The organism is Streptomyces lunaelactis, assembly GCF_003054555.1.
In the GTDB taxonomy this organism is placed as follows: Bacteria; Actinomycetota; Actinomycetes; order Streptomycetales; family Streptomycetaceae; genus Streptomyces; species Streptomyces lunaelactis.
The window spans coordinates 5,421,361-5,444,738 of the sequence record NZ_CP026304.1 but is presented as its reverse complement, the minus strand read 5'-3'; the positions used below and the strand labels follow the sequence as shown (position 1 = coordinate 5,444,738).

General features: G+C 69.6%; 25 protein-coding genes. 15 read left to right on the top strand and 10 right to left on the bottom strand.

The window, feature by feature from the left end; translation table 11 throughout:
* The first annotated feature begins 23 nt into the window (after positions 1-23).
* The 4 genes from SLUN_RS25245 to SLUN_RS25230 all read left to right on the top strand — a co-directional run bounded on the left by SLUN_RS25245 (position 24) and on the right by SLUN_RS25230 (position 1,596).
* Positions 24-536 (top strand): MarR family winged helix-turn-helix transcriptional regulator, encoded by a 513-nt coding sequence (locus SLUN_RS25245; RefSeq protein WP_108151957.1) that lies wholly within the window; start codon positions 24-26, stop codon positions 534-536.
* Between the two features lie 31 nt (positions 537-567).
* Entirely contained in the window at positions 568-1,041 is a 474-nt protein-coding gene (locus tag SLUN_RS25240) for a sigma factor-like helix-turn-helix DNA-binding protein (protein ID WP_108151955.1), read from the top strand.
* Positions 1,038-1,289 carry a hypothetical protein gene (locus tag SLUN_RS25235; RefSeq protein WP_108151953.1) on the top strand — a complete coding sequence of 84 codons (252 nt, stop codon included), beginning with the start codon at positions 1,038-1,040 and terminating at the stop codon, positions 1,287-1,289. Before SLUN_RS25240 ends, SLUN_RS25235 begins: the two co-directional genes overlap by 4 nt.
* 115 nt (positions 1,290-1,404) lie before the next feature.
* Positions 1,405-1,596 carry a DUF1059 domain-containing protein gene (locus SLUN_RS25230; RefSeq protein WP_108151951.1) on the top strand — a complete coding sequence of 64 codons (192 nt, stop codon included), beginning with the start codon at positions 1,405-1,407 and terminating at the stop codon, positions 1,594-1,596.
* A gap of 169 nt (positions 1,597-1,765) precedes the next feature.
* Here the strand turns inward: SLUN_RS25230 and SLUN_RS25225 are convergent, their stop codons facing one another.
* Entirely contained in the window at positions 1,766-2,920 is a 1,155-nt protein-coding gene (locus tag SLUN_RS25225) for a cystathionine gamma-synthase (protein ID WP_108151949.1), read from the bottom strand.
* 71 nt (positions 2,921-2,991) lie between these two features.
* On the opposite strand from SLUN_RS25225, the gene SLUN_RS25220 reads away from it, so the two are divergent.
* From SLUN_RS25220 to SLUN_RS25205, 4 genes are all read left to right on the top strand, one after another.
* Positions 2,992-4,095, top strand: a complete 1,104-nt coding sequence (locus SLUN_RS25220) for a hypothetical protein (protein ID WP_108151947.1) — start codon at positions 2,992-2,994, stop codon at positions 4,093-4,095.
* Positions 4,096-4,230: 135 nt separating this feature from the next.
* Complete coding sequence (gene msrA, locus SLUN_RS25215) at positions 4,231-4,890, top strand: peptide-methionine (S)-S-oxide reductase MsrA (protein ID WP_108151945.1); 660 nt, start codon at positions 4,231-4,233, stop codon at positions 4,888-4,890.
* A gap of 98 nt (positions 4,891-4,988) precedes the next feature.
* The gene (locus tag SLUN_RS25210) at positions 4,989-5,591 is read left to right on the top strand and encodes a GOLPH3/VPS74 family protein (protein ID WP_108151943.1); all 603 of its coding nucleotides are present in this window, start codon (positions 4,989-4,991) and stop codon (positions 5,589-5,591) included.
* Between the two features lie 259 nt (positions 5,592-5,850).
* Positions 5,851-6,444 (top strand): DUF4291 domain-containing protein, encoded by a 594-nt coding sequence (locus tag SLUN_RS25205; RefSeq protein WP_108151941.1) that lies wholly within the window; start codon positions 5,851-5,853, stop codon positions 6,442-6,444.
* Positions 6,445-6,635: 191 nt separating this feature from the next.
* On the opposite strand, the gene SLUN_RS25200 is transcribed toward SLUN_RS25205, so the two are convergent.
* Positions 6,636-8,930, bottom strand: coding sequence for an LAETG motif-containing sortase-dependent surface protein (locus SLUN_RS25200; RefSeq protein WP_257153792.1), 2,295 nt, complete (start codon positions 8,928-8,930; stop codon positions 6,636-6,638).
* Positions 8,931-9,129: 199 nt separating this feature from the next.
* Between SLUN_RS25200 and SLUN_RS25195 the strand changes: the two genes are divergently transcribed.
* The gene (locus SLUN_RS25195) at positions 9,130-9,633 is read left to right on the top strand and encodes a hypothetical protein (RefSeq protein WP_108151939.1); all 504 of its coding nucleotides are present in this window, start codon (positions 9,130-9,132) and stop codon (positions 9,631-9,633) included.
* Positions 9,634-9,762: 129 nt separating this feature from the next.
* Here the strand turns inward: SLUN_RS25195 and SLUN_RS25190 are convergent, their stop codons facing one another.
* The 4 genes from SLUN_RS25190 to SLUN_RS25175 form a co-directional block, all read right to left on the bottom strand.
* Positions 9,763-10,680, bottom strand: coding sequence for an RNA polymerase sigma-70 factor (locus SLUN_RS25190; protein WP_108151937.1), 918 nt, complete (start codon positions 10,678-10,680; stop codon positions 9,763-9,765).
* On the bottom strand, positions 10,677-11,870 hold the full coding sequence (locus tag SLUN_RS25185) for an NAD(P)/FAD-dependent oxidoreductase (protein ID WP_108151935.1): 1,194 nt from the start codon (positions 11,868-11,870) through the stop codon (positions 10,677-10,679). Before SLUN_RS25185 ends, SLUN_RS25190 begins: the two co-directional genes overlap by 4 nt.
* Positions 11,871-12,326: 456 nt before the next feature.
* Complete coding sequence (locus SLUN_RS25180) at positions 12,327-12,872, bottom strand: hypothetical protein (RefSeq protein ID WP_108151933.1); 546 nt, start codon at positions 12,870-12,872, stop codon at positions 12,327-12,329.
* A gap of 91 nt (positions 12,873-12,963) precedes the next feature.
* Positions 12,964-13,518, bottom strand: a complete 555-nt coding sequence (locus SLUN_RS25175; protein WP_108151931.1) for a flavoprotein — start codon at positions 13,516-13,518, stop codon at positions 12,964-12,966.
* Between the two features lie 131 nt (positions 13,519-13,649).
* Between SLUN_RS25175 and SLUN_RS25170 the strand changes: the two genes are divergently transcribed.
* From SLUN_RS25170 to SLUN_RS25150, 5 genes are all read left to right on the top strand, one after another.
* Complete coding sequence (locus tag SLUN_RS25170) at positions 13,650-14,834, top strand: helix-turn-helix domain-containing protein (RefSeq protein WP_108151930.1); 1,185 nt, start codon at positions 13,650-13,652, stop codon at positions 14,832-14,834.
* A gap of 110 nt (positions 14,835-14,944) precedes the next feature.
* Complete coding sequence (locus SLUN_RS25165; protein WP_108151928.1) at positions 14,945-15,397, top strand: ATP-binding protein; 453 nt, start codon at positions 14,945-14,947, stop codon at positions 15,395-15,397.
* On the top strand, positions 15,397-15,657 hold the full coding sequence (locus SLUN_RS25160; RefSeq protein ID WP_254709965.1) for a DUF7848 domain-containing protein: 261 nt from the start codon (positions 15,397-15,399) through the stop codon (positions 15,655-15,657). The genes SLUN_RS25165 and SLUN_RS25160 overlap by 1 nt, the downstream gene beginning before the upstream one ends.
* Positions 15,658-15,728: 71 nt before the next feature.
* Positions 15,729-16,382 carry an ATP-dependent Clp protease proteolytic subunit gene (locus SLUN_RS25155; protein WP_108151926.1) on the top strand — a complete coding sequence of 218 codons (654 nt, stop codon included), beginning with the start codon at positions 15,729-15,731 and terminating at the stop codon, positions 16,380-16,382.
* Between the two features lies 1 nt (position 16,383).
* On the top strand, positions 16,384-16,989 hold the full coding sequence (locus SLUN_RS25150) for a ClpP family protease (protein WP_108151923.1): 606 nt from the start codon (positions 16,384-16,386) through the stop codon (positions 16,987-16,989).
* Between the two features lie 48 nt (positions 16,990-17,037).
* Here the strand turns inward: SLUN_RS25150 and SLUN_RS25145 are convergent, their stop codons facing one another.
* Positions 17,038-17,484: a helix-turn-helix domain-containing protein gene (locus SLUN_RS25145; RefSeq protein ID WP_108151921.1), complete on the bottom strand. Its 447-nt coding sequence runs from the start codon at positions 17,482-17,484 to the stop codon at positions 17,038-17,040.
* 319 nt (positions 17,485-17,803) lie between these two features.
* On the opposite strand from SLUN_RS25145, the gene SLUN_RS25140 reads away from it, so the two are divergent.
* Positions 17,804-19,798, top strand: coding sequence for a sensor histidine kinase (locus SLUN_RS25140; RefSeq protein WP_108151919.1), 1,995 nt, complete (start codon positions 17,804-17,806; stop codon positions 19,796-19,798).
* A gap of 49 nt (positions 19,799-19,847) precedes the next feature.
* On the opposite strand, the gene SLUN_RS25135 is transcribed toward SLUN_RS25140, so the two are convergent.
* The 3 genes from SLUN_RS25135 to SLUN_RS25125 form a co-directional block, all read right to left on the bottom strand.
* Positions 19,848-21,452 (bottom strand): sodium/solute symporter, encoded by a 1,605-nt coding sequence (locus SLUN_RS25135; RefSeq protein ID WP_108151916.1) that lies wholly within the window; start codon positions 21,450-21,452, stop codon positions 19,848-19,850.
* On the bottom strand, positions 21,452-21,667 hold the full coding sequence (locus SLUN_RS25130) for a DUF485 domain-containing protein (protein ID WP_246338432.1): 216 nt from the start codon (positions 21,665-21,667) through the stop codon (positions 21,452-21,454). Before SLUN_RS25130 ends, SLUN_RS25135 begins: the two co-directional genes overlap by 1 nt.
* Before the next feature lie 264 nt (positions 21,668-21,931).
* Positions 21,932-23,233 (bottom strand): PucR family transcriptional regulator, encoded by a 1,302-nt coding sequence (locus SLUN_RS25125; protein ID WP_108151912.1) that lies wholly within the window; start codon positions 23,231-23,233, stop codon positions 21,932-21,934.
* Positions 23,234-23,378: the final 145 nt, after the last annotated feature.

Below are 23,378 nucleotides of genomic sequence, written 5' to 3'. Positions count from 1 at the left end.
CGCACGAGAGAGCCACCGCAGCCATGCCCACTTCTCAGGACATGACGACTCATCTCGACCCCGGCCTCCTCGATGCCCTCCAGCACCAGGTCGCCGTCTTCGCACGCCGCGCGGAACAGACGCGGCTCGGCGGGGTCGGCCAGGTCCGCAACTCCATGGACCGCGCCGCCTACCTGCTGCTCAACCGGCTCGACCGGGAAGGCCCGATGGGCGTCAAGGCGCTGGCCGCCGGGATGGGCATCGACTCCTCGACCGTCACCCGCCAGGTCGCTCCGCTCGTCGACACCGGCCTGGTCAAGCGCACCTCGCACCCGGAGGACGGCCGCGCGGTCGTGCTCCAGCTGTCCCCGCGCGGCCAGGCCAGGCTCGAAGAGGTCCGCTCGTCACGGCGCGAGCTGATGGCCCAGGTGACGGACGGCTGGACGGAGACGGAGCGCGAGTCGTTCTGCACTCTGCTCACCCGCTTCAACACCGCCCTCTCCGCCCGCCAGGCGGGTCTGCCGTCCGTGGACACGGAGACGCCGCCGGCCTCTTGACCCGGGGGCGTATCTGCTCCTTCATGAGGACGTGAGCGAGCGGCAGACGACATTGACGCGTCGCCGCGCCCGGGAGTTCGAGGCGTTCGTCGCGGGCGCGGCCGGCCGGCTGCTGCATGCCGCCACGCTGCTCACGGCCGAGACGCCCGGCATCAACCCGCACGCCCAGCAGCTGCTGACGGCCGCACTGGCCCGTACGTACGCGGACTGGGACCGGCTGCGCGGCGAGGACCCGTACGACCGCACCCGCCAGGAGCTGGCCGCCCGCTTCGCCCGCAACGCCTGGCGCTGTCACAAGGCGCACGGCGGAGTACTGGAACGCCTCACTCCGCAGGAGCGCCTGATCCTGGTACTGCGGCTGTACGAAGGGGTCGCCGAGGCGCAGACGGCGGCGCTGATCGGACTGCCGGTGGAACGGGTCCGGGCGATCTGCGCCCGGGCCATCGCGACGATGCGCAGCACCCCGCCGAGGCCGCCGCGCGCTCCGGTGAAGGCGGCGTCATGAACCGGCCGGACCGCAAGGAGGACGAGGTCCGCCGGATGCTGGAGACCCGGCATCCCCCGGTCCCCGCCGATCTGGCGGCCCGCGCCACCGAACACGGCAGCCGGCTGCTGCGCCGCCACCGGGCGCTGCGCCGCGCGGCATGGACGCTGCTGGTGGTGGCGGCGATCGCATTCGCCGTCTGGGCGTCGATGGCGGAGCCATGGCTCACGCCGCCGTCGGAGACGACGCCGCCACTGGAGGGCTGGTAGCACGCTCCATTTTGGGGCGATCGGCCCGATTCGCCGGAGCTGGGCTGATCTGCGCTGATCTGGGCGGATCTATGCTGGAGGGAAGCGCCGCACAGACCCAGCTCAGGAGGCCGTCATGACCAGGAAAGTCGCCGATTGCCGCAAGTTCCCGAGTGTAATGAACTGTTCCCTCACCATCACCGGCGAGGAAGAGGAAGTCGTACGGGCCGCCAGCGAACACGCGGTCTCCGTTCACGAGCACACGGACAGCCTGGAACTGCGCGCGCAGATCCGCGAGTCTCTGGAGGACGAGAAGGTCCCGGCCTGACACCTCTACGCGTGACGCCGTTCGCCGGACGGGCTCGAGAGCAAGCCCGCCCGGCGACCGGGGTCGGAGCGAAGGCGGTACGGGCGCGGTCGGCCCAGCGCCCGCTTGGGTCCAGGCCGGCCCGGCGCCCGCTTGGGTCAGGCCTGCCCAGCGCCCGCTTGGGTTCAGGTCAGCCCAGCGCCCGCTTGAGGTCCGTCAGCAGGTCGTCGCCCGACTCGATGCCCACCGACAGACGCACCAGGTCCGCCGGGACCTCCAGCGCCGAACCCACCACGGACGCATGCGTCATCCGGCCCGGGTGCTCGATCAGCGACTCGACGCCGCCCAGGGACTCGCCCAGCGTGAAGAGCTTCGCGCGGTTGCAGACCTCGACCGCCGCCTCCTCGCCGCCCGCGACCTGGAACGACACCATGCCGCCGAAAGCCTTCATCTGCTTGGCCGCGGTCTCGTGGCCCGGGTGCTCGGGCAGTCCCGGGTAGAGGACCCTGGTGACCTTGGGGTGCTCGGTGAGCATCTCGGCGACGCGCGCGGCGTTCTCACTGTGCCGGTCCATGCGCACGGGCAGCGTCTTGATGCCGCGCAGCACCAGCCACGCGTCGAAAGGCCCGGCCACCGCGCCCATCGCGTTCTGGTGGTACGCCAGTTCCTCGCCCACCGTCTCGTCCGCCGCGATCAGCGCACCGCCGACGACGTCCGAGTGCCCGCCCATGTACTTGGTGAGGGAGTGCACGACGATGTCCGCGCCCAGCGCGATCGGCTGCTGCAGATAGGGGCTGGCGAAGGTGTTGTCGACGACGAGCTTCGCGCCCGCGCCCCGGGCGACGGCCGCCACGGCCGCGATGTCCGTGATGCCGAGCAGCGGGTTGGAGGGGGTCTCGACCCAGATCACCTTCGTCTTCGGGGTGACCGCGGCGCGCACCGCCGCCGGGTCGGAGGTGTCGGCCACCGACCACTCCACGCCCCAGCGCGAGACGACCTTCGCGAAGAGCCGGAAGGTGCCGCCGTACGCGTCGTTCGGGATCACCACATGGTCGCCCGGCGCCAGCAGCGTACGCAGCAGGCAGTCCTCCGCCGCGAGTCCGGACGCGAAGGCGAGCCCGCGCCGGCCGCCCTCCAGGGCCGCCAGGTTCTCCTCCAGCGCGGTGCGCGTGGGGTTGGCGCTGCGGCTGTACTCGTAGCCGCCGCGCAGGCCGCCCACCCCGTCCTGCTTATAGGTGGACACCTGGTAGATCGGCGGGACGACCGCGCCGGTCAGCGGATCCGCGGTGTTGCCCGCGTGGATGGCGCGGGTCTCGAAGTTGTGGAAACTGTCCTGGTCACTCATGAGGCCCGAGCGTAGTCCCGGTACGGCCCCGGGCGTGGCCCGCCCCGGTCGCCGTCCGGGACAATGGGGCCATGGAGATTCTCTGGTTCCTGTTCGCGATGGGCCTGCTGGCCATGATCATCGGTCCTTACGTGATGCGGCACCGCTCCGGCATACGCCAGGTCGCCCCCGGCTCGCCCGACGCCGCCGACCCGGACACGTACGGATTCGTACGGCAGGAAGAGCTGGACATCCGGCTGCCGGGACCGGACCAGGACCTCCTCGACGTACTCGATGTCGTCCAGCACACCCAGGACTGGCGGGCCGCCGCCCAGCTGCTGGCCGGGACGCCGAAGGAGGGCGAGGTGCGCTGGCAGCGCGTCCAGGCCTTCGCCGGGGCCGCCTCGCTGGAGCTCCAGCAGAAGCCGGGTGCCGGTGGCGCGTGGCTGCGCGACTGGCGCTCGGAGTCCTCGAAGGACGCGGGCGCCGCGCAGGTGCACGCCGAGTTCCTGGTGCAGCAGGCGTGGCGGTCGTCGTCGGCGGGGACGGACGACTTCCGGATCATCCTGGAGGAGGCCCGTACCGTCTGCGGCGAGGCGGCACTGCTGTCGCCCGGAGACCCGATCCCGTACATCGTGGAACTCGCCGTCGCGCGTGGACTCGGCTACTCCAACGAGCAGTTCGACCAGGTGTGGGCGAAGGTGATCGACCGGGCGCCGGAGCACATGGGCGCGCATCTGGCCGCGCTGCACTACCTGTGCGAGAAGTGGCACGGCTCGCGCGAGGAGGCCGACCACTTCGCGACGACGGCCGCGGCGCGCGCTCCGCACGGCTCACTGCTCGCCGCGCTGCCGCTGTTCGCGGTGTACGAGCACATCCCGGACGTCATTCTGGTGCAGGGCTTCTACCAGAGCGCGGTGGTCACCAAGGCGATGGAGGGCGCGCTGTTCGCGGTGCACTCCGCCCGCGCCGACGACCCGATGCTCGCGCACGTACGGCATCTGCTGATCCTCTTCCTCGTACGGTCGGAGCGGTGGGCCGAGGCGATGAACCAGCTGGTGCGGGTGGACGGCCACATCGGCGCGCTGCCGTGGACGCACAGCGGGGACCCGGCGGCGACGTACACGGTGCACCGGAACCTGGCGGTGGCGGGGTACGAGGCGAACGGCGGGACCCCGGCGACGCTCCTGCGCTGACTCCGCAGGTCGCAGCCCGGCCACCGACAAGGACTGGGAGCTGCGCACCTCGGCGGTCCGCGAGGGCAGGCTGAGGAATGCCCGGCGGGGTCCGTACGTTCCCTTGTACGGACCCGACACCCCGAGGAGCCCCGCATGTTCCTGTCCCGCCGCACCCCCGAGCTCCCCGCCCCCGACCAGGCCCTGCGCGGCCGCCCCGTGCCCGAACTCACCGTCCCCGACCGCCACACGGTGCTGGGCAACCCGCTGCTGGGCCCGTACCCGGAGGGTATGGAGATCGCGGACTTCGGCCTGGGCTGTTTCTGGGGCGCGGAGCGCAAGTTCTGGCAGACGGAAGGCGTCTGGACAACCCTGGTCGGCTACCAGGGCGGCCACACCCCGAACCCCGCATACGAAGAGGTCTGCTCGGGCCTGACGGGCCACACGGAGGCGGTGCGCGTCGTCTTCGACCCGAAGATCGTCTCGTACGAGTCACTGCTGAAGCTGTTCTGGGAGTCCCACAACCCGACGCAGGGCTTCCGCCAGGGCAATGACGTGGGCACGCAGTACCGCTCGGCGATCTACACCCACTCGGAGGCCCAGGCAACGGCCGCGGAGGCGTCACGGGAGGCGTACCAGAAGGTCCTGACGGGCTCGGGGTACGGCACGATCACGACGGAACTGCTGCCGGCGGAGGGCCGGACGTTCTGGCCTGCCGAGGGATATCACCAGCAGTACTTGGACAAGAACCCGGCGGGGTACTGCGGGATCGGCGGGACGGGCGTTTCGTGCCCGATCGGCGTGGCCAAGGCATAAGGCTGACGTCACCGAAGTGCCGGATGCGGAGCCGCTATTGGGGGTGCCGGCCTCCTGGCGGCCACGATCGCCACCCATGCCTCCGAGAGGGAGCCGTCATGACCACACCGCGTGACCTGTTGATCGTCACCATGGACGTCGCGTCCGGCCGTCCCGTCGAGCAGGGCGACCTGTCACTCGCCCTCGCGGGAGCCGAACTGGTCGACCTCGTCGACGCCGAGGCCCTCACACTGGACGGCGACCGCATCGTGCCCGGCCCGCCGTCGGCAGTAGCTGATCGCCTGTTGCACGATGCAGCGTCGTCGCTCAGCCGGCAGGCGCCGTACGAGTCCGTCGAGGAGTGGCTGTGGCGCCGAGGCCGTGGCCTGTCCTCGACCTATCTCGCCGACCTGGAGGCGGAAGGACAGGTCACTCGGCAACGCCATCGCTGGATACCTCTCCGGACCGACGGAACGGCACTGGTCGACTCACCGGCCCGTCGCCAGGCAGCCGCCCGCTGGACGTCGGGCGAGCCCGTCCTCGCCGCCCTCGGGGCAGCCCTGGGAATCCGTGAGCCGACCGACGACTCCCTGCAGCTCTCCGACGACACCGTCGTGACCGTACTGGCCACCGTCAACGACGCAGTGATGGAACTGGAGGCCGTACGGCAACGGCGAAGCATCGAAGATGCGGCCTTCGACAACATCTGGCGAGGCCCGTGACGCGGGGTACTGGGGGATCGGCGGGACGGGGGTCAAGCCAGGTGACCCGTTCGAGACGAACTGGGGGCGTCTTGCCCGACGGGTCTCACGCCGGCTCAGGAGGCAACGGACAAGTAGCCGGTGGCACGAGTCCTGGTGCTTGAAGAGGACGGCCGTGGTACTGGCAACTGGCACAGTGCTGCGGCCAGGCCTCCGCGGGGGGCAAAGGGCGGTCGAAAATCGGTGGCTGCCCGGACCGGTCAGCTCCACGCTGTACGTCATGGAAGAACCGCAACGCCGGATCCGGGCGGTCTACGCAGCATCCACGATCACCGTCTATCAGGCGTACTCCCCGGACATCGGCCTGCCCGCCGTCCGCGAGGGCCGCTTTCCCGCCATGTGGAAGCGGGACCGGATGACGTGGATCAAACCGTCATTCCTGTGGATGATGTACCGCTGTGGCTGGGCCACTAAGGCCGGTCAGGAGACCGTCCTCGCCGTTGAGATCGCCCGCGACGGCTTCGAGTGGGCGCTGCGCAACGCGTGCCTGTCGAGCTACGTCCGCGGGGTACACCCCGACCGCGCCACCTGGCAGCGTCAGCTGAAGAGCGTGCCCACTCGTATCCAGTGGGACCCCGAGCGGGACCTGCACCTGCAACCCCTGCCGCACCGCTCCCTTCAACTCGGCCTCTCTGGCGAGGCCGCACGACGCTACGCCGACGAATGGACAGTCACCATCCGCGACATGACCCCACTCGCCCACGAGATCCACACGCTCGTACGCAGTGGCAACCTCGACTCGGCGGCCCGCCTGCTGCCCCAGGAACGTCCCTACCCTGCCGCAGACGAACTGCTGACCCACCTGCGTCCCTGATCGAGCAATCCCCCCGCAGCAGACCGCACGTTGACCTGGGAAGACATGGGACGCCCATTACCTGTCGTACAGCAACATGCCGGTGGCCCGTCCCGCACTGGCGGAGTGAACTGATAGACGGCTTCGGCCCCGCACCCAGTCGTAGTCGTAGGGTGCGGGGCCGAAGCCGCTATGAAAGCGCTGTGGTCCGACTACTCCTGGTCGGCGGTGCGGCGGCGCTTCCACCACACCAGGCCGCCGCCGATGGCCGCGAGGGCTGCGGCGAGTCCGGCGATCATTCCGACCGGCGTGCTGGAGCCGGTGTCGGCGAGGTCGCCATGCGGGTCCTTCCCGCCCGTGCCGCCGCTGCTGCCGCCGGTAGCCGGGGGCGTGGTGGGGTCGGTGGGCTTGTCCGTCGGCTCACCCGGCTTGGTCGGCGTCGGCGTGGGAGTCGGCGTCGGGTCCGGGGTGTCGCCGCCGCCGGAGAGGTCGGAGGCGACGGTGTTGCCGCCCAGGAGCAGAAGGTTCTTCTCGCCGTCCTTGGCGTTGTCCGTCAGCGTGCGCACCGATGACTTCGTCTCGCGAGGGAGGTAGCGGTGCTCGGTGTCGAAGCGGGGCTTGGTCATGTTCCGCTTGGGCTGCTTGGAGAAGTCCACTCCGCCCACGCTGATGGTGTAGGGGCCGCCGCCGGCGTCGTGCTCCCACTGCTGTTCGCCCTCACGCAGCGACTTCAGGTACGCCTGGTACACGCTCTCCCGCGTCCAGTCCTTGTTCTCGCCGCGCAGCGGCCACGAGGAGACGTCGTTGCTGTTGATGACCTTGTGGTAGTCGGTGGGGGTCTTGGCGTCCTGCTGGCGGATGAACTCCGCCGCTACCCGGGCCGTGTAGACGCGGCGCAGTTCGGCGTAGCGCGGGTCGTTGTTCACGCGCCTCTCGACCTCGGGCATGATCAGCCGGTTCATGCGGTCTTCGGTGGCCTTCTTCTCGGCCTCGTTGAACTCGCACAGGTACGGGTCGCCCGGCATGTTGTCGATCTTCAGGTACTGGGCCTTGACCTTCAGCGGCGTGTCCAGGATGTGGATGCCGCCGTTCTCCTCGCGGACGACCGCGGTGTCCGGCTCGATCCAGTTGCGGACCTGGAACCAGCAGGGAATGCCCTCAGCGTTGCGGGGCAGCGACTTCCAGTACTGGTCGGCCTCCGGGCGCTTCTTCGGGTTCATCGCATCGGCGAAGTCCCTCTTCAGCTCCAGGTCGGCTTCCAGCAGGATCCGTCCGGCGTCGGTCTTCCCGAACGCGCTGTCCATGATCTTGTCGGGCTGGTCCGGGTTGAGGTTGACCCAGAACTTCTCCGGGGTCAGGGCGAGCCAGGTGAAGAACGCGTCGTTGATGAGCTGCGCCTTTTCCTTGCCTCCCCAGCCGGCGGTGTCCTCGGGGACTTCCTTGGCGGAGAAGCTGTAGTCGACGCCTTTGCCCTTGACCGGCTTGCCGATGTACCGCAGCTCCAGGGTGGTGAAGTCCACCCCGCCGGGCCCCTTGGGCTGGAGCCGGTTGGGGTCGGCCGCGTTCTTGCGGTCCAGGAACTCCTTCATGTCCTTCGGGTTCGGGCGCGACTCGCGGATCAGGTCCTGCGCGCCGCCGCCGGTCACCCCCTTGGATCCGGGGGGCTGCATGGTGGTCGACTTGTCCCGCACGCCGCCGCCCGGGGCCAGCTCGGCCTTGCGGGAGCGGTAGTTGTACTCGGTGACCTTGCCCGGGGCGTTCTTCTTCAGCTCGTTCAGGTGGTCCTTGGCGGACTTCTCCTGCGGCTCGGCGAAGACGTACTTCAGGGACTTGACCGGGCTTTCCTTCTGCTTGGACCAGGCGATGTCGCCGGGCTTCTGCTTGGGGTCCGGGTGCCCGTTGGACTTGATCTCCAGCTGCTGTCCGGTGCTCTTGTTCCAGACGTCCGCCTGGCGCCGGTGGGTCTTGCCGGTGTCGGGGTCGGTGAAGTCGAACTCCTTCTGGCAGATCCAGTCGTCGCCGACGAGCCCGTGTTCCTTGATGATCTTCTTCTCGAACGCCTTGCCGCGCGGGTCGTTCCCGGCGTTCTTGATCAGGATGATGTCGCGCCAGTAGGTGAAGTCCCCGAACGCGTTCGGGTTCTTCTTGCTGGCCCGGATCCACTTCCACCAGACCCGGTCGACCGGCCGGGACTTCGGAGGCTCCTTGGTCTCCAGCTCCAGGCGCTTGTAGTCCGCCTCGGACGGCCCCTGAAGACCGTCCCACTTCTTGCCCGGGTTCTCGTACTCGTAGGTGTCCCACTGGGACTTCGCCCGCGACGCATCCCCGTCGGGCATCTCCACGATGGCAACGAGATCTTCCGCGAGATCGAAGTAGTCGCGGCAGAGCATGCCCGGGTTCGGCGGCTTCGGTGCGGCATCCGCGCTGGAGGTCAGGCCCGGAAGGCCGGTGAACGCGAGGGTTGCCGCGGCGGCGACCGCGACAGCCGATGCCAGGCGTGCCCTCACGCGTGAACGTATGGTTTTCAAGTGCTTTGTCCCTTACCTGCGGGGGCCTGGGGACAGGTGAGAGCGGTGTGAGCCCCCGTGACATGACACCGCCAACGAGGCAGCCTAGTACCTGAACTCTCTGTGAATGCAACCCAATTGGGGCGCGACGTACGGGCCGCTGCCGCACTGTCAGAGGTGCCGGGTAGGGTCGGCCGGTATGGAGATGACCGACGACGAGTACCAGGAACTGGCCGAGCTGGACCGCGTACGCTCCAGCAACCCCGTCCTGGACGCCTGGCGTCAGATCCAGCAGCAAGAGTTCCCCGCATGGGCCCAGCGGCACGACGGGGACTGGGACTTCACCCCCGGCTCCCTTGAGCGCCTGGAGGCCCTCGTTCGCTCCCGCTGCACCAGCAGCGACCAGGCATGGGAGGAACGCGGCAGCGACTTCCTCCAGACGGCCGCCTGGTATGTCGGCGAGGTCCACAACCGCACCTGCGGCACCCAGTGGCAGTACCACCCTGACTCCGCCGACGCCGACCCGGCCGTGTGGCCGTTCGTCACCGTGCCGTTCGACCGGCTCTTCGACTTCGAAGACGAAGACGGCATCGAATCCGACGCCAGGCCCCTGTACACGCCGGTCAACCGCCTGTGCGGAATCCTCGACGCGGACGGCGGGAGCCTCATCACCGACATCGACATCCACACACCCCCACAGTAGTCGTCAGGATTACCTCAACACACCCTGGGGGAAGGCCGGTTGGGTCACGATGATCCGACCGGTGCCGCGCATCCGCGCCACCCGGGCGCTCACGGGGATTCCGGAGGGCGTCGACAATGATCGGGCAACTCAGAAGAGTTCGTGCCGAGTGCCGTCGGCGACGGCGTGGAGCTTGTCCGGGTTGGCCACGTTGTGGATGGTCGAGATGCGGCCTTCCGGGTCGAAGTCGAAAGTCAGCGTGGCGACCACGCGGCCCGGGCCGCGGAAGACCACGCCCGGGCCGGCGTTGATCCAGGTGAGTTCTGCCCGCATCTGCCCGGGCTCGATGCCCTGGTAGGTCACGGTGCCGAGCGCGGCGAACCAACGGGCCACGGTCTCCAGGCCGACGACCGGCTTGAGGGCCTGGCGGACCTTGCCGCCGCCATCGGTCCACAGCGTCACGTCCGGGGAGAGCAGCTCCATGAGGGTGTTGATGTCGCCGCCCGTCGCCGCCGCGAAAAAGCGCTCGGTGACGTCGCGTTGGCGGGCGCGGTCCGCGGTGAAACGGGGCCGGCGGGCCTGGACGTGCTCGCGGGCGCGGTGCGCGGCCTGCCGGACTGCTGTCTCCGAGCGTTCCACCGCCTCCGCGATCTCCGCGTAGCTGAAGGCGAAGACCTCCTTCAGCACGAAGACCGCGCGCTCCAGGGGGCTCAGCGTCTCCAGGACGACCAGCAGGGCCATGGAGACCGAGTCCGCCGTGGCGACGCCGTCGGCGGTGTCCGGGCTGGTGAGGATCGGCTCGGGGAGCCACGGTCCGACGTAGGTCTCGCGCTGGTGGCGGGTCGAACGAAGCCGTTCCATCGCCAGGTTGGAGACGATCCGGGTCAGATAGGCCTTGGGGTCGGCGACCTGGGAACGGTCGGCCGCCGACCACTTGAGCCAGGCGTCCTGGACCACGTCCTCGGCGTCGGCGGCGGTGCCGAGGAGGCGGTAGGCGACGGAGAAGAGCAGGGTGCGGTACTGCTGGAAGGCGAGCTGGTCGGGGCCGGCCTGCTGTGGCTGGGTCACTTGGCGCTCCGGATCCGGGTGTAGCGGCCGCCGTGCGGCCAGAACGCGCCCGAGGCGGGCATCTTCTTCATGCGGGCGAAGGTCGGCCACGGCGCGGCGGTGACCGTCTCCTTGTACTTCGCGGCCCGCTTGCCGGTCAGCATGAGCCGGCGCGGGCTGTCGTCGGGGTGGGTGAACTGCACGACGGCGTCGTTCCGGCCCAGGCTGACGGGTGTGTGGTAGTAGCCGAAGCGGAAGGGCTTGGGCTCCTTGCCGGCCAGCACCCGCAGGATCGAGAGGGCCGCGTGCACGCCGGTGGGCATGCCGCCCTGGCAGGTCCCGTGCATCACGCCGTAGCCCTGACGGATCGCCGCCGCGTCGCCCACGGCGTAGACATCCGGGTGGGAGACCGAGCGCAGCGCACTGTCGGTGACCACACGGCCGCGCTCGTCGACGGTCAGGCCCGCGGTGGCAGCCAGCGGCGAGACGCGGGTGCCGCTGGTCCACAGCACCGCGGCCGCCGGGACGCCGGAGCCGTCCGAGAGCTCGACGCTGTCCGGCAGTACCTTGGCCACCTCGACGCCGCTGCGCACCCGCACGCCGAGCCGGGCGAGCGCCGCGTCCAGGTGGGCTTTGGCCTTCGGGTGCAGGCTCGCGCCCGGCTCCTGCCGGCCCAGCAGCACCACCTGGAGCTCCGGGTGCCGCTCGGCGATCTCCGCGGCGGCCTCGACGCCGGTGAGGCCGCCGCCGCCGACCACGACGGTCCCGCCGTCGAGCCGGGTCAGCCGGTCGGCGAAAAGGGCGGCGTCCTCCGGGCTGTTGAGGGTGTACGCGTGGTCGTCCACGCCGGGGACGGCGACGGTTTCCGCGATGCTGCCCAGGCCGTAGACCAGGGTGTCGTAGCGCAGGACCCGGTCGTCGTCGATCCGGACGGTCTTCGCCTCGGCGTCCACGGCTGTGACCCAGCCGCGGACGAAGGCGGCGCCGGTGCCGTCCAGCAGCTCCGGGATGTTCATCTCGGCCGTCTCCTGGCCGGTGGCGGTCATGTGCAGTCGGAGCCGCTCGGTGAAGTTGACGTAGGGGTTGACCAGCGTCACTCGCAGGTTCCCACGCTTCCTGGTGCGGGCCGCGAGCTGGATCGCGGCGGAGAGCCCGGCGTAGCCGGCTCCCAGGACCAGGACCTCGTGCTGTTGCGTTGCTGTCGTGTTCATCGCTCTGCCGTCTCTTTCGTGTCGGTCGTTCCCGCTGTGCGGACGACCACCAGACGCAAGCTGCCCTTCCGTTCGTGACATGGGTCCGATATGACCCGCGTCACATCACGAAGAGAGAGCGGGCGCGCGCGGCATCAGCACCCCGAGCACCGCGACGCGCAGCATTCAATCATGATCGACTGGCTCCGCACAGGAGCTGACGGAACAACAGGATCCGCAGGTCAGGGGCAGGGCCTGGTGCTTCCACGCCGCCCGCGAGCACGGCCGCCCCTACACCACCCCCGCCCAGCGGAACTACGCCCTCACCACTTGATCGCGAGCATCACTCGAAACGAACCGGACCCAAATCACCGATCCTCATCACCTCGACACCTGAGCGGCGGCGCCCACGACCGGCTCCGGTGTCAACCCCCGAAGGACTTCCGGAGCCGACCACTTAGATGTCTGACCCTGCAACTACTCTTGCGACACATCCGGCTGCACAGCCCCAAGAGCTTCCCTGGCGACGGCGACAAAATCATCCAGCGCCTGCCAGAACTCCCTGTATCCCTCGTCGAATTCGGGACTGTAGATCGCGGCCTCGTCAGCCATCGCGCCGATCGCCAAGTACACCCGAGTCGATGCGTCCTCCATCCTGCGCGCGGCCCGGGCAACTTCATCCGGCCCTTCAAGGTGGGCCACATGGGCAGCCCGCATCATCGCCGCGTGCTGCTGGGCCTGGCGCTCCTGGAGGGCTCTCAGGGCTGCGGTTCGTTCTGCGGCGTCCGCGACAGCCACGGCCGGCATGATGTCGCGGAATCCCTCGCCGATCGCATGAAAGCTGTGAATGACGTCCGCGTAGGCCGTCCGCCGTGAGGCACGAGTCCGCTCCGACTGCTGCGTCGCTCGCGCGGCATCGGCCTGAACCTGTGCGGCTCGTGCGCTTCCCTTGCTGGTCACCCAGCTGGCAAGTATCGCCGTGGCTCCCGTCAGCGTGGCCACGAGCAACGTGTTGTCTCCCATGGGGCTCCATTGTCAACGTGTCGTCGGACGTGGCAGCGCCGGAGGGCTGCGCTGGGCGGTCTCGGTCCTCGGCTGGTTCCTGCTCCATGTGTCACGGCGAGAGAACTGACGAGGCAGTGTCCAGTGCCAAGTGCCAGGGGTACTCATTCGGCCGCCCTTGCCCCGGCTCGTTCGGTACGAAACCGCCTCCGCCGTAGAGCACCGTGACGCCCATCGAACGAAGAGTGTCGACGCTGCGCTCGAACTGGACGTGCTGGACGTAGGCGACGTTCACGCAAGGCATCGTGATCAGCGGGATGCCCTTGCCGATGGCCTCGGCAGCGAAGCCGACGATGAACTTGTCCGTGATCCCCAGCGCCCACTGGTTGATCGTGTTGAACGTCGCAGGAGCGATCACGGCAACGTCAGCGGGTGGCCAGACGTCCGGCTCCCTGGGCAGCTTGTACTGGCAGCGTACGGGGTGCCCGGTGAGCCTCTCCAGAGCGGGCAGTTGGTCGTCCAGCCAGCGCGCGGCCGTCGGCGTCAGGCCGAGGCATACGTCCCAACCCGCCGCCTTCGCCTGCTCGATCACGCCCGCGACGTTGAGCACAGGCGGCGCCGCGCTGCCCAGCAGGTAAAGGACCTGGTTCGCCGTCTTCGCCGTCATGGGCGCAGTTCATCCCGAGTCGGCCTTCGGCTGCAACTGAGCTTGATGGGGTGGCAGATCATCGTTCACCGTTCTCCGTATCCGCCCGACGGGTAGCGTTCCCGGTGAGCAAGTCCCGGAATGGAGCCCTCATGCCCTTCCCCGACGAGGAACACACCGGAACCCGGATCGCGCACCACCGCAAGCGAACCGGGCTCACTCAGCGCGGGCTGGCCCAGCGGATCCCGTACTCGTACAGCCTGCTGACTCAGGTGGAGTCGGGGCACAAACCGGCCAGCCCCGACCTCGTGGCCGCTGTCGCCAAGGCGCTGTGCATCGACGTCACGGCGCTGACCGGGCAGCCGTATGTGACCGAGCTCCAGCAGGACCGGCTGGCCGAGCTGATCCGGCCGATCCGCGAAGCGCTCGACCTCTACGATCTCGGGGCCGACCCGGAGATCACACCGCGTCCTGCCGATCAGCTACGGACCTCCGCTGATCACCTTTGCGCACAGATCCGTGCGACGAAGCTGTACGACGCTGCCCTCGAACTCCCCGCTGCGATCGCAGAGATCACGACGGCTGCGCATCGAACGCCGTCCTCCCAGCTGTGGGCCACGCTGGCGAGCACGTACCGCACCGCGCACGACGTGTCGGTGAAGCTCGGGTACTACGACCTGTCGACAGTGGCGCTGGACCGGATGGACTGGGCGGCGGCGCGGGCCTCCGATCCCCTGCTGGGCGCGGTGCGCCAGTACATGCGCGCACTCGTCTACTTCCGTGAGGGTGAGTACTCGATCGGCCGGCGGCTGATCTCCTCCGGGCACGGAATCCTGGAACAGGCTCCGCCGACCCACGAACGCCATGCGGTCACCGGACAACTCCACCTCGGCGCCTCGATCATCGCCGCACGCGCCAGCGACGAGCATGCCGTTGCGACCCATCTGGCCGAGGCCGGCAGCTATGCCGATCAGGTGGGTGAAGCCAAGGACGTCCATTGGCTGTCCTTCGGGCCGACCAATGTCGCGGTGCACGCGGTGTCGGCGCATGTCGAGATGCGGCAGTACGGAAAAGCTCTGCGGTACGCGGCAGAGCTCGAGATCCCGGACGACTGGGCTGTCTCCCGCGCAGCCCACTTCCACGTCGATCAGGCGCGGGCCCAGATGGAGGCCGGGCGCACGGAGGCGGCCCTGAAGTCCATCGTCAGGGCACGGCGATTGGCTCCGCAGCAAACCCGCTATCACTCAGGGGCACGGGAGACGATCCGCGGCCTCGTCCACGTCTCGCGCCGTACGCCCGACACTCTCGATCACCTTGCAGCCTGGGTGGGGCTGTAGACCCTCTGACGCGCCTCCGGCTTTCACCCAGGTGTGAAAGCTGCGGGTCTTGCGCGTCGCCAGCATGAATACCGGGCCAATTCACGACAAAGGGACCCGGGGTAGGCGACATGGACAGCAGCGCGGGAGCGAACGACCGTGAAGTGATTCGGCGTTGGGCACGCCATCCCCGTTCCGTCCCATTGGCGCGCGCTGAGTTACGCAAGACGTTGGCCGAATGGGGACTGCCGCAGATCGAGGATGCAGCCCTCCTGGTGCTCTCCGAGCTGCTGACGAACGCCGTCCGTCATGCGCGCGTATCCCCTGGGCGGGAGATCGAGACGCGCTGTCGGCCCGTCAGTGACGGCGTGCGGATCGAGGTCCACGACACGGCGGACGAGCGGCCGGTTATGCGGTCGCTCGATGCGGAGGCCGTCAGCGGAAGGGGGTTGAGCCTCGTGGCCGCCGTGGCAGACCGGTGGGACGTGAGCGACCGGACGGGGCCCGGCAAGGCGGTGTGGGCCGTTCTGACGGTTGCCGGCGCGGGCGGTGACCACAGTGTGCGGCAGCAGGAGGGGTCTTGATGGCTCGGGTGATGCGGTCCGCCGACTGGACACTGAGCATCGATCTCTCAGGGAGCGGCCCGATCTTCGAGGCCGAGTGCACCTCGTGCGGAGAGGCTTCCGGGCCGGCGGACGACAAAGCGGGCCCGGAGATCTGGTGCCTGCGCCATGCGGGCCGCACTGGGCACACCGGGTTCCGGGGGATCACGACCGCGTTCTTCCGCGCGGCGCTGGAGGGCTCCTCTGCCGTCAGCGAATCTGCTGCGGGCCAAGAATCCTGACGTGGCAACGCAAGCCCGCCGACAGTGGAGAGACCGCGGCGACCACCGCCGCGCCACGACGAGGAGGACCGATGTCGCCACTCATCACCGGCTGGGACCCAGGCCTGAATCCACGAGCCGACACCGGCGACACACCCCCGTCGCGGTTCGACGACCACCTCGCCGCCCAACTCCTCACGCAGCGGATCGTCTTCCTCGGCACCCAGGTGGACGAGGTCTCCGCGAACCGGGTGTGTGCGCAGATGCTCCTCCTGTCGGCGGAGGACCCGAAGACCGACATCAGCCTCTACATCAACAGTCCGGGCGGCTCGGTGACGGCCGGGCTGGCGATCTACGACACGATGCGGCTGATCCCGAACGACGTCTCCACCCTCGCCATGGGGTTCGCCGCGAGCATGGGGCAGTTCCTCCTCGCCGTCGGGACGGAGGGGAAACGCCATGCGCTGCCGAACGCGCGGATCATGATGCACCAGCCGTCGGCCGGCATCGGCGGGACCGCCGCCGATATCGCGATCCAGGCCGAGAACCTGGAGTTCACGAAGAAGGCCATCGAGCGCATCACCGCGAAGCACACCGGCCAGAGCGAGGAGACGATCTCCCGCGACGGCGACCGCGACCGGTGGTTCACGGCCGAGCAGGCGAAGGAGTACGGCATGGTCGATCACGTCGTCGAGTCGCTCGACAGCGTACGGCCGGCCGGTTCGCGTCGACGGGTGGGACTCTGACATGGGCCAGTACACGATCCCGAACGTCGTCGAGCGCACGCCGCAGGGCGAGCGGTCGTACGACGTCTTCAGCCGGCTGCTGTCCGAGCGGATCATCTTCCTCGGTACCGAGATCGACGACGGCGTGGCGAACGTCGTCATCGCGCAGCTGCTCCACCTCGAGTCGTCGAGCCCGGACAGCGAGATCGCGATCTACATCAACTCGCCCGGCGGCTCCTTCACTTCACTCATGGCGATCTACGACACGATGACCTTCATCCGCGCCCCGATCTCGACGTTCTGCGTCGGGCAGGCGGCCTCGACCGCGGCGGTGCTCCTGGCCGGCGGAGCCCCCGGGCGGCGGTTCGTACTCGAGCACGCCCGGGTGCTGTTGGGGCAGCCGGCGAGCGGCGGCCGGCAGGGGACGGTCTCGGATCTCAGCCTCCAGGCCAAGGAGATGCTGCGGATCCGCTCCCAGGTCGAGGAGGTGCTGTCCCGGCACACGCACCACGACGTCGCGACGCTGCGCGCGGACATGGACCGGGACAAGATCTTCACCGCGCAGGAGGCGGTGGCGTACGGGCTCGCCGACGAGGTTCTGAGCCGGCGGCTCGCGGTTGCCGCCTGACGTGCGGGGCGGCCGTCGCTCCGGCGAGCGTACGGCCGCCCGTCAGGGTCAGGCGGCGAGGCTCACTTGGCCCTGCCGCGAGGGCATCCGCGCCCCGGTGTGCCGGTTGCTCAGCGCCGCGACCGACGTCACCGCGCCATCGGCGGCGGTGGGGGCGATGTCGGCGTTGGCCCGCCTCGCCCGGACCGGGCGGGCGAGCTCACCATGTGCCAGGGCGAGCAGGTCGGCCAGCCCGAGACCCAGTGCACGCGCGGCGGCCGCGAGGACTTCGGACGAGGCCTCCTTGCGGCCGCGCTCGAGCTCGGAGAGATAGGGCATCGAGATCCGGGCGGCGTCGGCGACATCCTTGAGCGTACGTTCCTGGGCGAGACGCTCGCGGCGCAGGACGTGACCAACGATGTGGCGCCAGAGGGGCTCCTTGGCCGCGGGGGCGGGCGCCGGTGCGACCGGGCGCAGGGGAATGACGCGGGCTTGGTTCGGCGCTTGGGTGCTCACCTCTTGAGCGTAAGAGCCGCCCGGCTGGGAGGGAGGCGGGTTCCGCCCCCGGCGAAATCGCGTGATGCGGCGGCGGTGTCCGAGAAGGGCTCCAGGGTTCAGCTCGCAGCCGACGCGTCACTCGGGGGGGCGCGATACATGCGTACGACATGACGGGTACAGACCGGCGTCGCGCCCACAACTCACGGCACCCGGTGCCGAGTTACGGGAAGGTGGCGGATGGCGCGCGGCGCGGCCGGGCTTCCTGTGAGCCGGGAGCAACCATCCCCTTACCGCCGGGAAACCGCGCCGGGCACGCCGGTTCGTATCGTCGTCGGACGTGATCCGCAACCGACGACGCACTCCGTCGCGACAGCCCGCTCTTCCCACTCTGCCCGGTTGGGGCACGATCCGCGGCCGTGTGGCCATCGTGCTCGCCGTGCCCACCTGTCTGCTGCTGGTCGTGACCGGCCTCGGTGTCGTCGACCGGGCGGCCGACTGGTCCGCGGCGCGCGAGACCGCCGGCCGGGTCGAGCTTGTCCTCAAGGCCCAGGATCTGGTGCGCGAGCTGCAGCGCGAACGTGGCCTCACCAATGGGCTGGTGGGCGGCGCCAAGGAGTACCGCGACGACGTCGACGTTCAGCGTGCCCGCACCGATACCGCCCGGACCGGATTCGACGCCCTGCTCGCGGCGGGCGGCGCGGACGCGGATACCGCCGACGACTTACGGGACGCGCTCTCCCCGGTCGCGGCGTTGGCCGACATGCGCCGAACGGTTGACGACGGCGCCGCCCAGCGCGCGCCGACCCTGGCCGCGTACACCGAGGCGATCGACGGCCTGATCAGCGCCGCGGCGGCGGAACCCGCTCGGGGTGACCGCCCCCTCGCCGACGCGATGGGCGCCCTGCAGGCCCTCGCCCGAACCACCGAGGCGGTCGCCCTGGAGCGCGGCTCCCTCAACGGGGTCTTTGCCGCCGGGCGTTTCAAGGGGAGCGAGTTCCTCGACTTCACCGAGGTACGGGCGGAGCGGCTGGCCTTCCTGCGTCAGTACGCCGAACTCGCCACCTCCGACCAGCAGTCCGCACTCGCCGCCGCCTTCGCCACCAGCGACGCCCGGCGCGCGACCGGCTACGAGAAGCGGGCGGAGGGCGGAGCCGACGGCAGCCGGCTCGCTGTGAACCCCGGCCTCTGGTGGTCGTCGATGACCGTGCTCGTCGACCAACTCCATGGCGTGCAACGGCAGATCGGCGCCGACGTGCGGGTTCGCGCGGACCGCATCGGGGACGACGCCACCAGGCAGTTGGGCGGCTTCATCGGCCTCGGTGTGCTGATCCTCGCGGTTGCCACCGCACTCGCCGTGCTCTCCGCCCGCTCGATCACGCGGCCGCTCGTCGCACTCGCCGATGAGGCCGACTCGGTGGCTCGTACCGGGCTGCCCGCCGCTGTTGCCCGGATCCAGGAGGCCGAGGCGGGCGACGAACTCGTCCCTGAACCGTCCCGTCCGGTCCCCGACAGCGCCCGCGAGTTCACCAGGCTCGCCACCGCCCTGCACAATGTCGAGCACACTGCGATAGGCCTTGCGACCGAGCAGGCTGTGCTCCGGCGCAACACCTCCGAGTCGCTCGCCAGCCTCGGCCGCCGCAATCAGGCGCTGCTCTCCCGCCAGCTCGGCCTGATCACCATCCTGGAGCGCCAGGAAATCGACCCGGACGCGCTTGGCGAGCTCTTCGAACTCGACCACCTGGCCACCCGTATGCGCCGCAATGCCGAGTCGCTGCTCGTGCTCGCCGGGGAGGAGCTGCCGCCGCGCACCTGGTCCGGCCTGGTGACGGCGACCGAGGTGGTCCAGTCGGCGATCGCCGAGGTCGAGCAGTACCAGCGCGTCGCTGTGGCCGACGTACAGGACGGCCGGATCCACGGCCGGGCCGTTGCCGAGCTCTCCCATCTGCTCGCCGAACTCATAGAGAACGCCCTGGTCTTCTCACCTCCCTCGTGCCCGGTCGAGATCTACGGCTGGCGCGACGTCGGCGACTACTGCCTTGCAGTCGTCGATCGGGGTTCTGGCATGAGCGCCGAGGAGCTGGCCCGCTCCAACGCCCGGCTCGCGGGCCGGGAAACCTTCCTGATCGCCCCCACCCGCTACCTCGGCCACTACGTCGTCGGGACACTGGCGGCCCGGCTCGGCGCCCAGGTCGAACTGCGCCCCACCCAAGGGCAGGACGGGGCCGTGGGTGTCACCGCGTACATCGCCCTGCCGGCCACTCTCGTCGATGTGACACAGCCGCAGTCGACACAGACGCATTCGGCACAGACGCATTCGGCGACGGCCGGCTGAACTCGGCGCGGCTCAGTGACGGGTCGGCAGCTGTGGCCCGTGCGCCACTTCATGCCCTGGCATGCTCCCCGACCTCCGGCACCCGCCGCTTTCCCATCACGCTGCCCAGCGCGCCGAGCAGAAAGGCGGCGGGCATCGATACGAGGACGACCGTCTGGAGCGGGAACCAGTCGAGGTTCCAGTCCGGGAAGAGCGCCGAGGGGGTGCCGGAGAAGACCGGACCGCAGATCTGCAGTCCGACGGCGCAGCCCAGGCCTCCGTACAGCGTCCAGAGCAGACCGGCACGGGTGTACCCACTCCAGAAGAGGGAGTACACCAGTGCCGGAAGCAGGCAGGAGGCGGCTACCGCCAGGGAGAGCGCAGACAGGAACAGGACGTTCCATCCCTGGACCCAGACCGCCAGTCCGATGCTCAGTGCTCCGACCGCGGCGGACGCCAAGCGTGCGGCGGCCACCTCTCGGCCTTCGGTCGTGCGCCCCCGGCGCAGGACATGCGTGTACAGGTCGTGGGCGACCGCCGCCGCGGCCGCCAGGGTGATGCTCGCCACGACCGCGAGCGTGGTGAGGAACACTGCGGAGGAAACCAGTACGACGAGAAACGCACCGCCCGTGTCGGTGGAGGAGCCGCCGGCCAGTTCGCCGGTGAGCAGCAGCAGGGTGCTGTTGCCTCCCGGATCCGCGGCCATGATCGCCGGGGCGCCGACCAACGCGGCAGCTGCGAAGCCCATCAGTGCTGTGGTGAGGCAGAAAGCGCCGACGATGCTGATGGTGTGGCGCACTGTGCGGCGCGCGGCGGCCGCGTCGGGCGCGGTGCCCAGTTGCATGGCCACGTGTGGCAGGCACGCCACTCCCAGCACGATGGTGATCATCAGGCCGACGAAGTCGAGTGTGCTTTCGGGGTCGGTGCTGCCGGCGAACCTGAGGCCGGGTCGCATATAGCCGGCGGGACGGCCGCTGCCCTGTCCGGCGGCGTCGATCAGGGATTCGCCGCTCCAGTGAAAATGATGGAGCAGTACAGCTGTCACAGCCAGGGCCGCGCAGAGCAGCACCACCGTTTTGATCACCTGAATCACGATGGTGCCACGCATGCCGCCGAAAACCGTTGCGCAGACGACCAGTGCGCCGATCATGATGACGGCGCTCTGTTCGGCGCCCGCACCGGACAGTCCCAGCAGCGCCGTGGTGGTCACTCCCGCACCGGAGAGCTGCACGACCAGATAGGGGACGCATGCGCTCAGGGTCACGACGGCGGCCGCGATCCTTGCCGCGGGTCCTGGAGCCCGCAGGGCGAATATGTCACCCAAGGTGTAGCCGGCCCGCTCGCGCAGGGGGCGGGCCAGCAGGAGGAGCACGCCGAGGGACAGCACGGTGCACAGGGCGATGAACAGACCGTCGTAGCCGAAGACCGCGACGCTTCCCGTGGTGCCGAGCACCGTGGCCGCGGACAGGTAGACGCCGGACAGTACGAGCGCTCCCCGCAAGGGCGGCACGCTGCGACCCGCTGTGTAGAAGTCGTTGACCCTGTCTCTCTCGGGGCCGCTGAGGACGCAGATGAACAGGATGGGGACGATGAACGTGAGAAAGCCCACGAGGACCAGGGCGCGCGTGTCCGTGTCCAGGGCGCCGGGCGCGGCGAGCAGGATCTCCGGATTCATCAGTGCTCCAACTCCTGCTCCCGCGCAGCGCCGCGTTCGTCCGCACGGCGGTCGTACCGCGCCGCGGTCCACAGCAGCAGGGAGCCCTGGATGAGGAGGGCCAGCACACCGATGGTGGTTTCCCCCCAGACACGGGTGGCCATGAAGTCGGCGGCGGAGCAGGCGAGCAGCAGATGGAGACCGAAGGTCAGTCCGTTGACCACGGCGAAGGACATACCCGGGCGATGCGGCCGTGGTCGATGATGAAGCAGGGAGGCGTGCTGTTGGGCCATGGCGGTCTCCTGGCGGGGCGCGGATGCGGGCGGGGTCACCTCTGATGCGAGGCTCACCAGAGCACCCGCGCCCCGGCCCGTCCATGCGCTGTGCTCGGGCCGATGTCCGCTCCCAATGCCCCGCATGGGCAACTGTGCTGATGCCCATCCAGTCGTGCCGGCCGGCGGACCGCCGACGGTCATCAGCTGCGGCGGAGCCGTGCGTCGTCAGGCAGTCGGCGGGCGATTGCGGTCGATGGTGCCGAGTGCGGCGGTCGGTCCGAGCAGGCGGTGGGCGTCCAGCGCGAGGGTGAGTTGCACCAGATCGCGGGGGCGGGTCAGCGCAAGGCCGGTTATCTGCTCGAAGCGGCGCAGACGATTGAGCACGGTGTTGCGATGGCAGAGCATGTGCCGGGCCGCCTGGACGGCGGAGCCGCCGTTCTCGATCCAGACGCTGACGGTGTCGAACAGCGTGTCCCGGTCGGCGGGTTCAAGGTCGTACATGGGCCGGAGCACCCCGTGGGCCAGTTCGGCGGACAGGTCGGGCCGCGAGATCAGGAGCCCCTCGGGCAGCCGGGAGTCGAGCCGGGCGATCTCACCGTCGGCCCGGCACGTGCGAAGAGCGAGTCCGGCCATGTCGCGCGCTCGGGCCAGACTCTCCAGCCCCTGGACGACCGGGCTGATCCCGATGCGGAACCCGGGACCGGCGTCCAGGCCGGAGGCGAGCGCGTCCAGGGGGCGGTCGCCAAGGTGGGCGACGAGCACATCGCGGCGTCCGCAGGCGTGGCGCAGGATCCGGATGCCGCGAACCTCCGGAGTGGTCTGAGGCGCGCGGCCGTACGGCGGTGTCGCCCCCACCACCGCCACCGCGAAACGCCCGTCGAGCGGCAGATCGAGGATCGCCGCCGCGTCGCGGGTGAACTCGGGTTCGTTACGGGTCTCCAGCAAGGCGGCGAGGATCAGACGGACGCGTTCACCGTGCCGGCTTGCGACGCCTTTGGCGACCTGCCGGTAGGCGTCGGCGACCATGACGGCGTCGCGGTCGTTGCTCTTCCACACCAGCTCGGCGACGTGTACCAACTGGCGCGCGTCGCCGAGTCCGTCCCGCTCCACCACGCTGATGATCCCGCTCCAGACTTCGGAGCCGGCGACGCGGTAGGCGTGCAATACCTCGTCGAGGGGGCGGCCCTGTTCCGCGCGTCTCATGCCGAGGTCTCTGGTGTACCGCTCGACGTCCACGATTCTGCTCGGATCCACGCCGGCTTCCAGCCCGTGACGGATACCGACGCCTACGGTCCGCCGCACGTCGGGCGGCGCGAGCACCGGGTCGGCGTAGTACGGCACCTCGGCGCGGATCCTCTCCACCACGGTGTCGGCGAATTCCGCGCCGTGCCCCAGAAGGCGCCGGCAGGCACGGTCGAAGAGCTGGAGAGGAGAGGAATCCGCGCCGCCGTCGGGCACCGGACCGCTGGGCAGGGATACGTCATGGCCGCGAGGGCGAAAGCTCCCGGGGACGGAGATGGCGTGCATGGACCCTCCAGGTAGGACGGGGCGTGCGAGAACACCACGCGAGTTGCCATGTCGTGAGCTGCGCTGAGAGCAGTGAAGTTCCTCCACCGGGCAATGGCTGCCGTGCGGAAGTCGCGTGCGACGCCGCATGCGGGTCGCGCGGGGA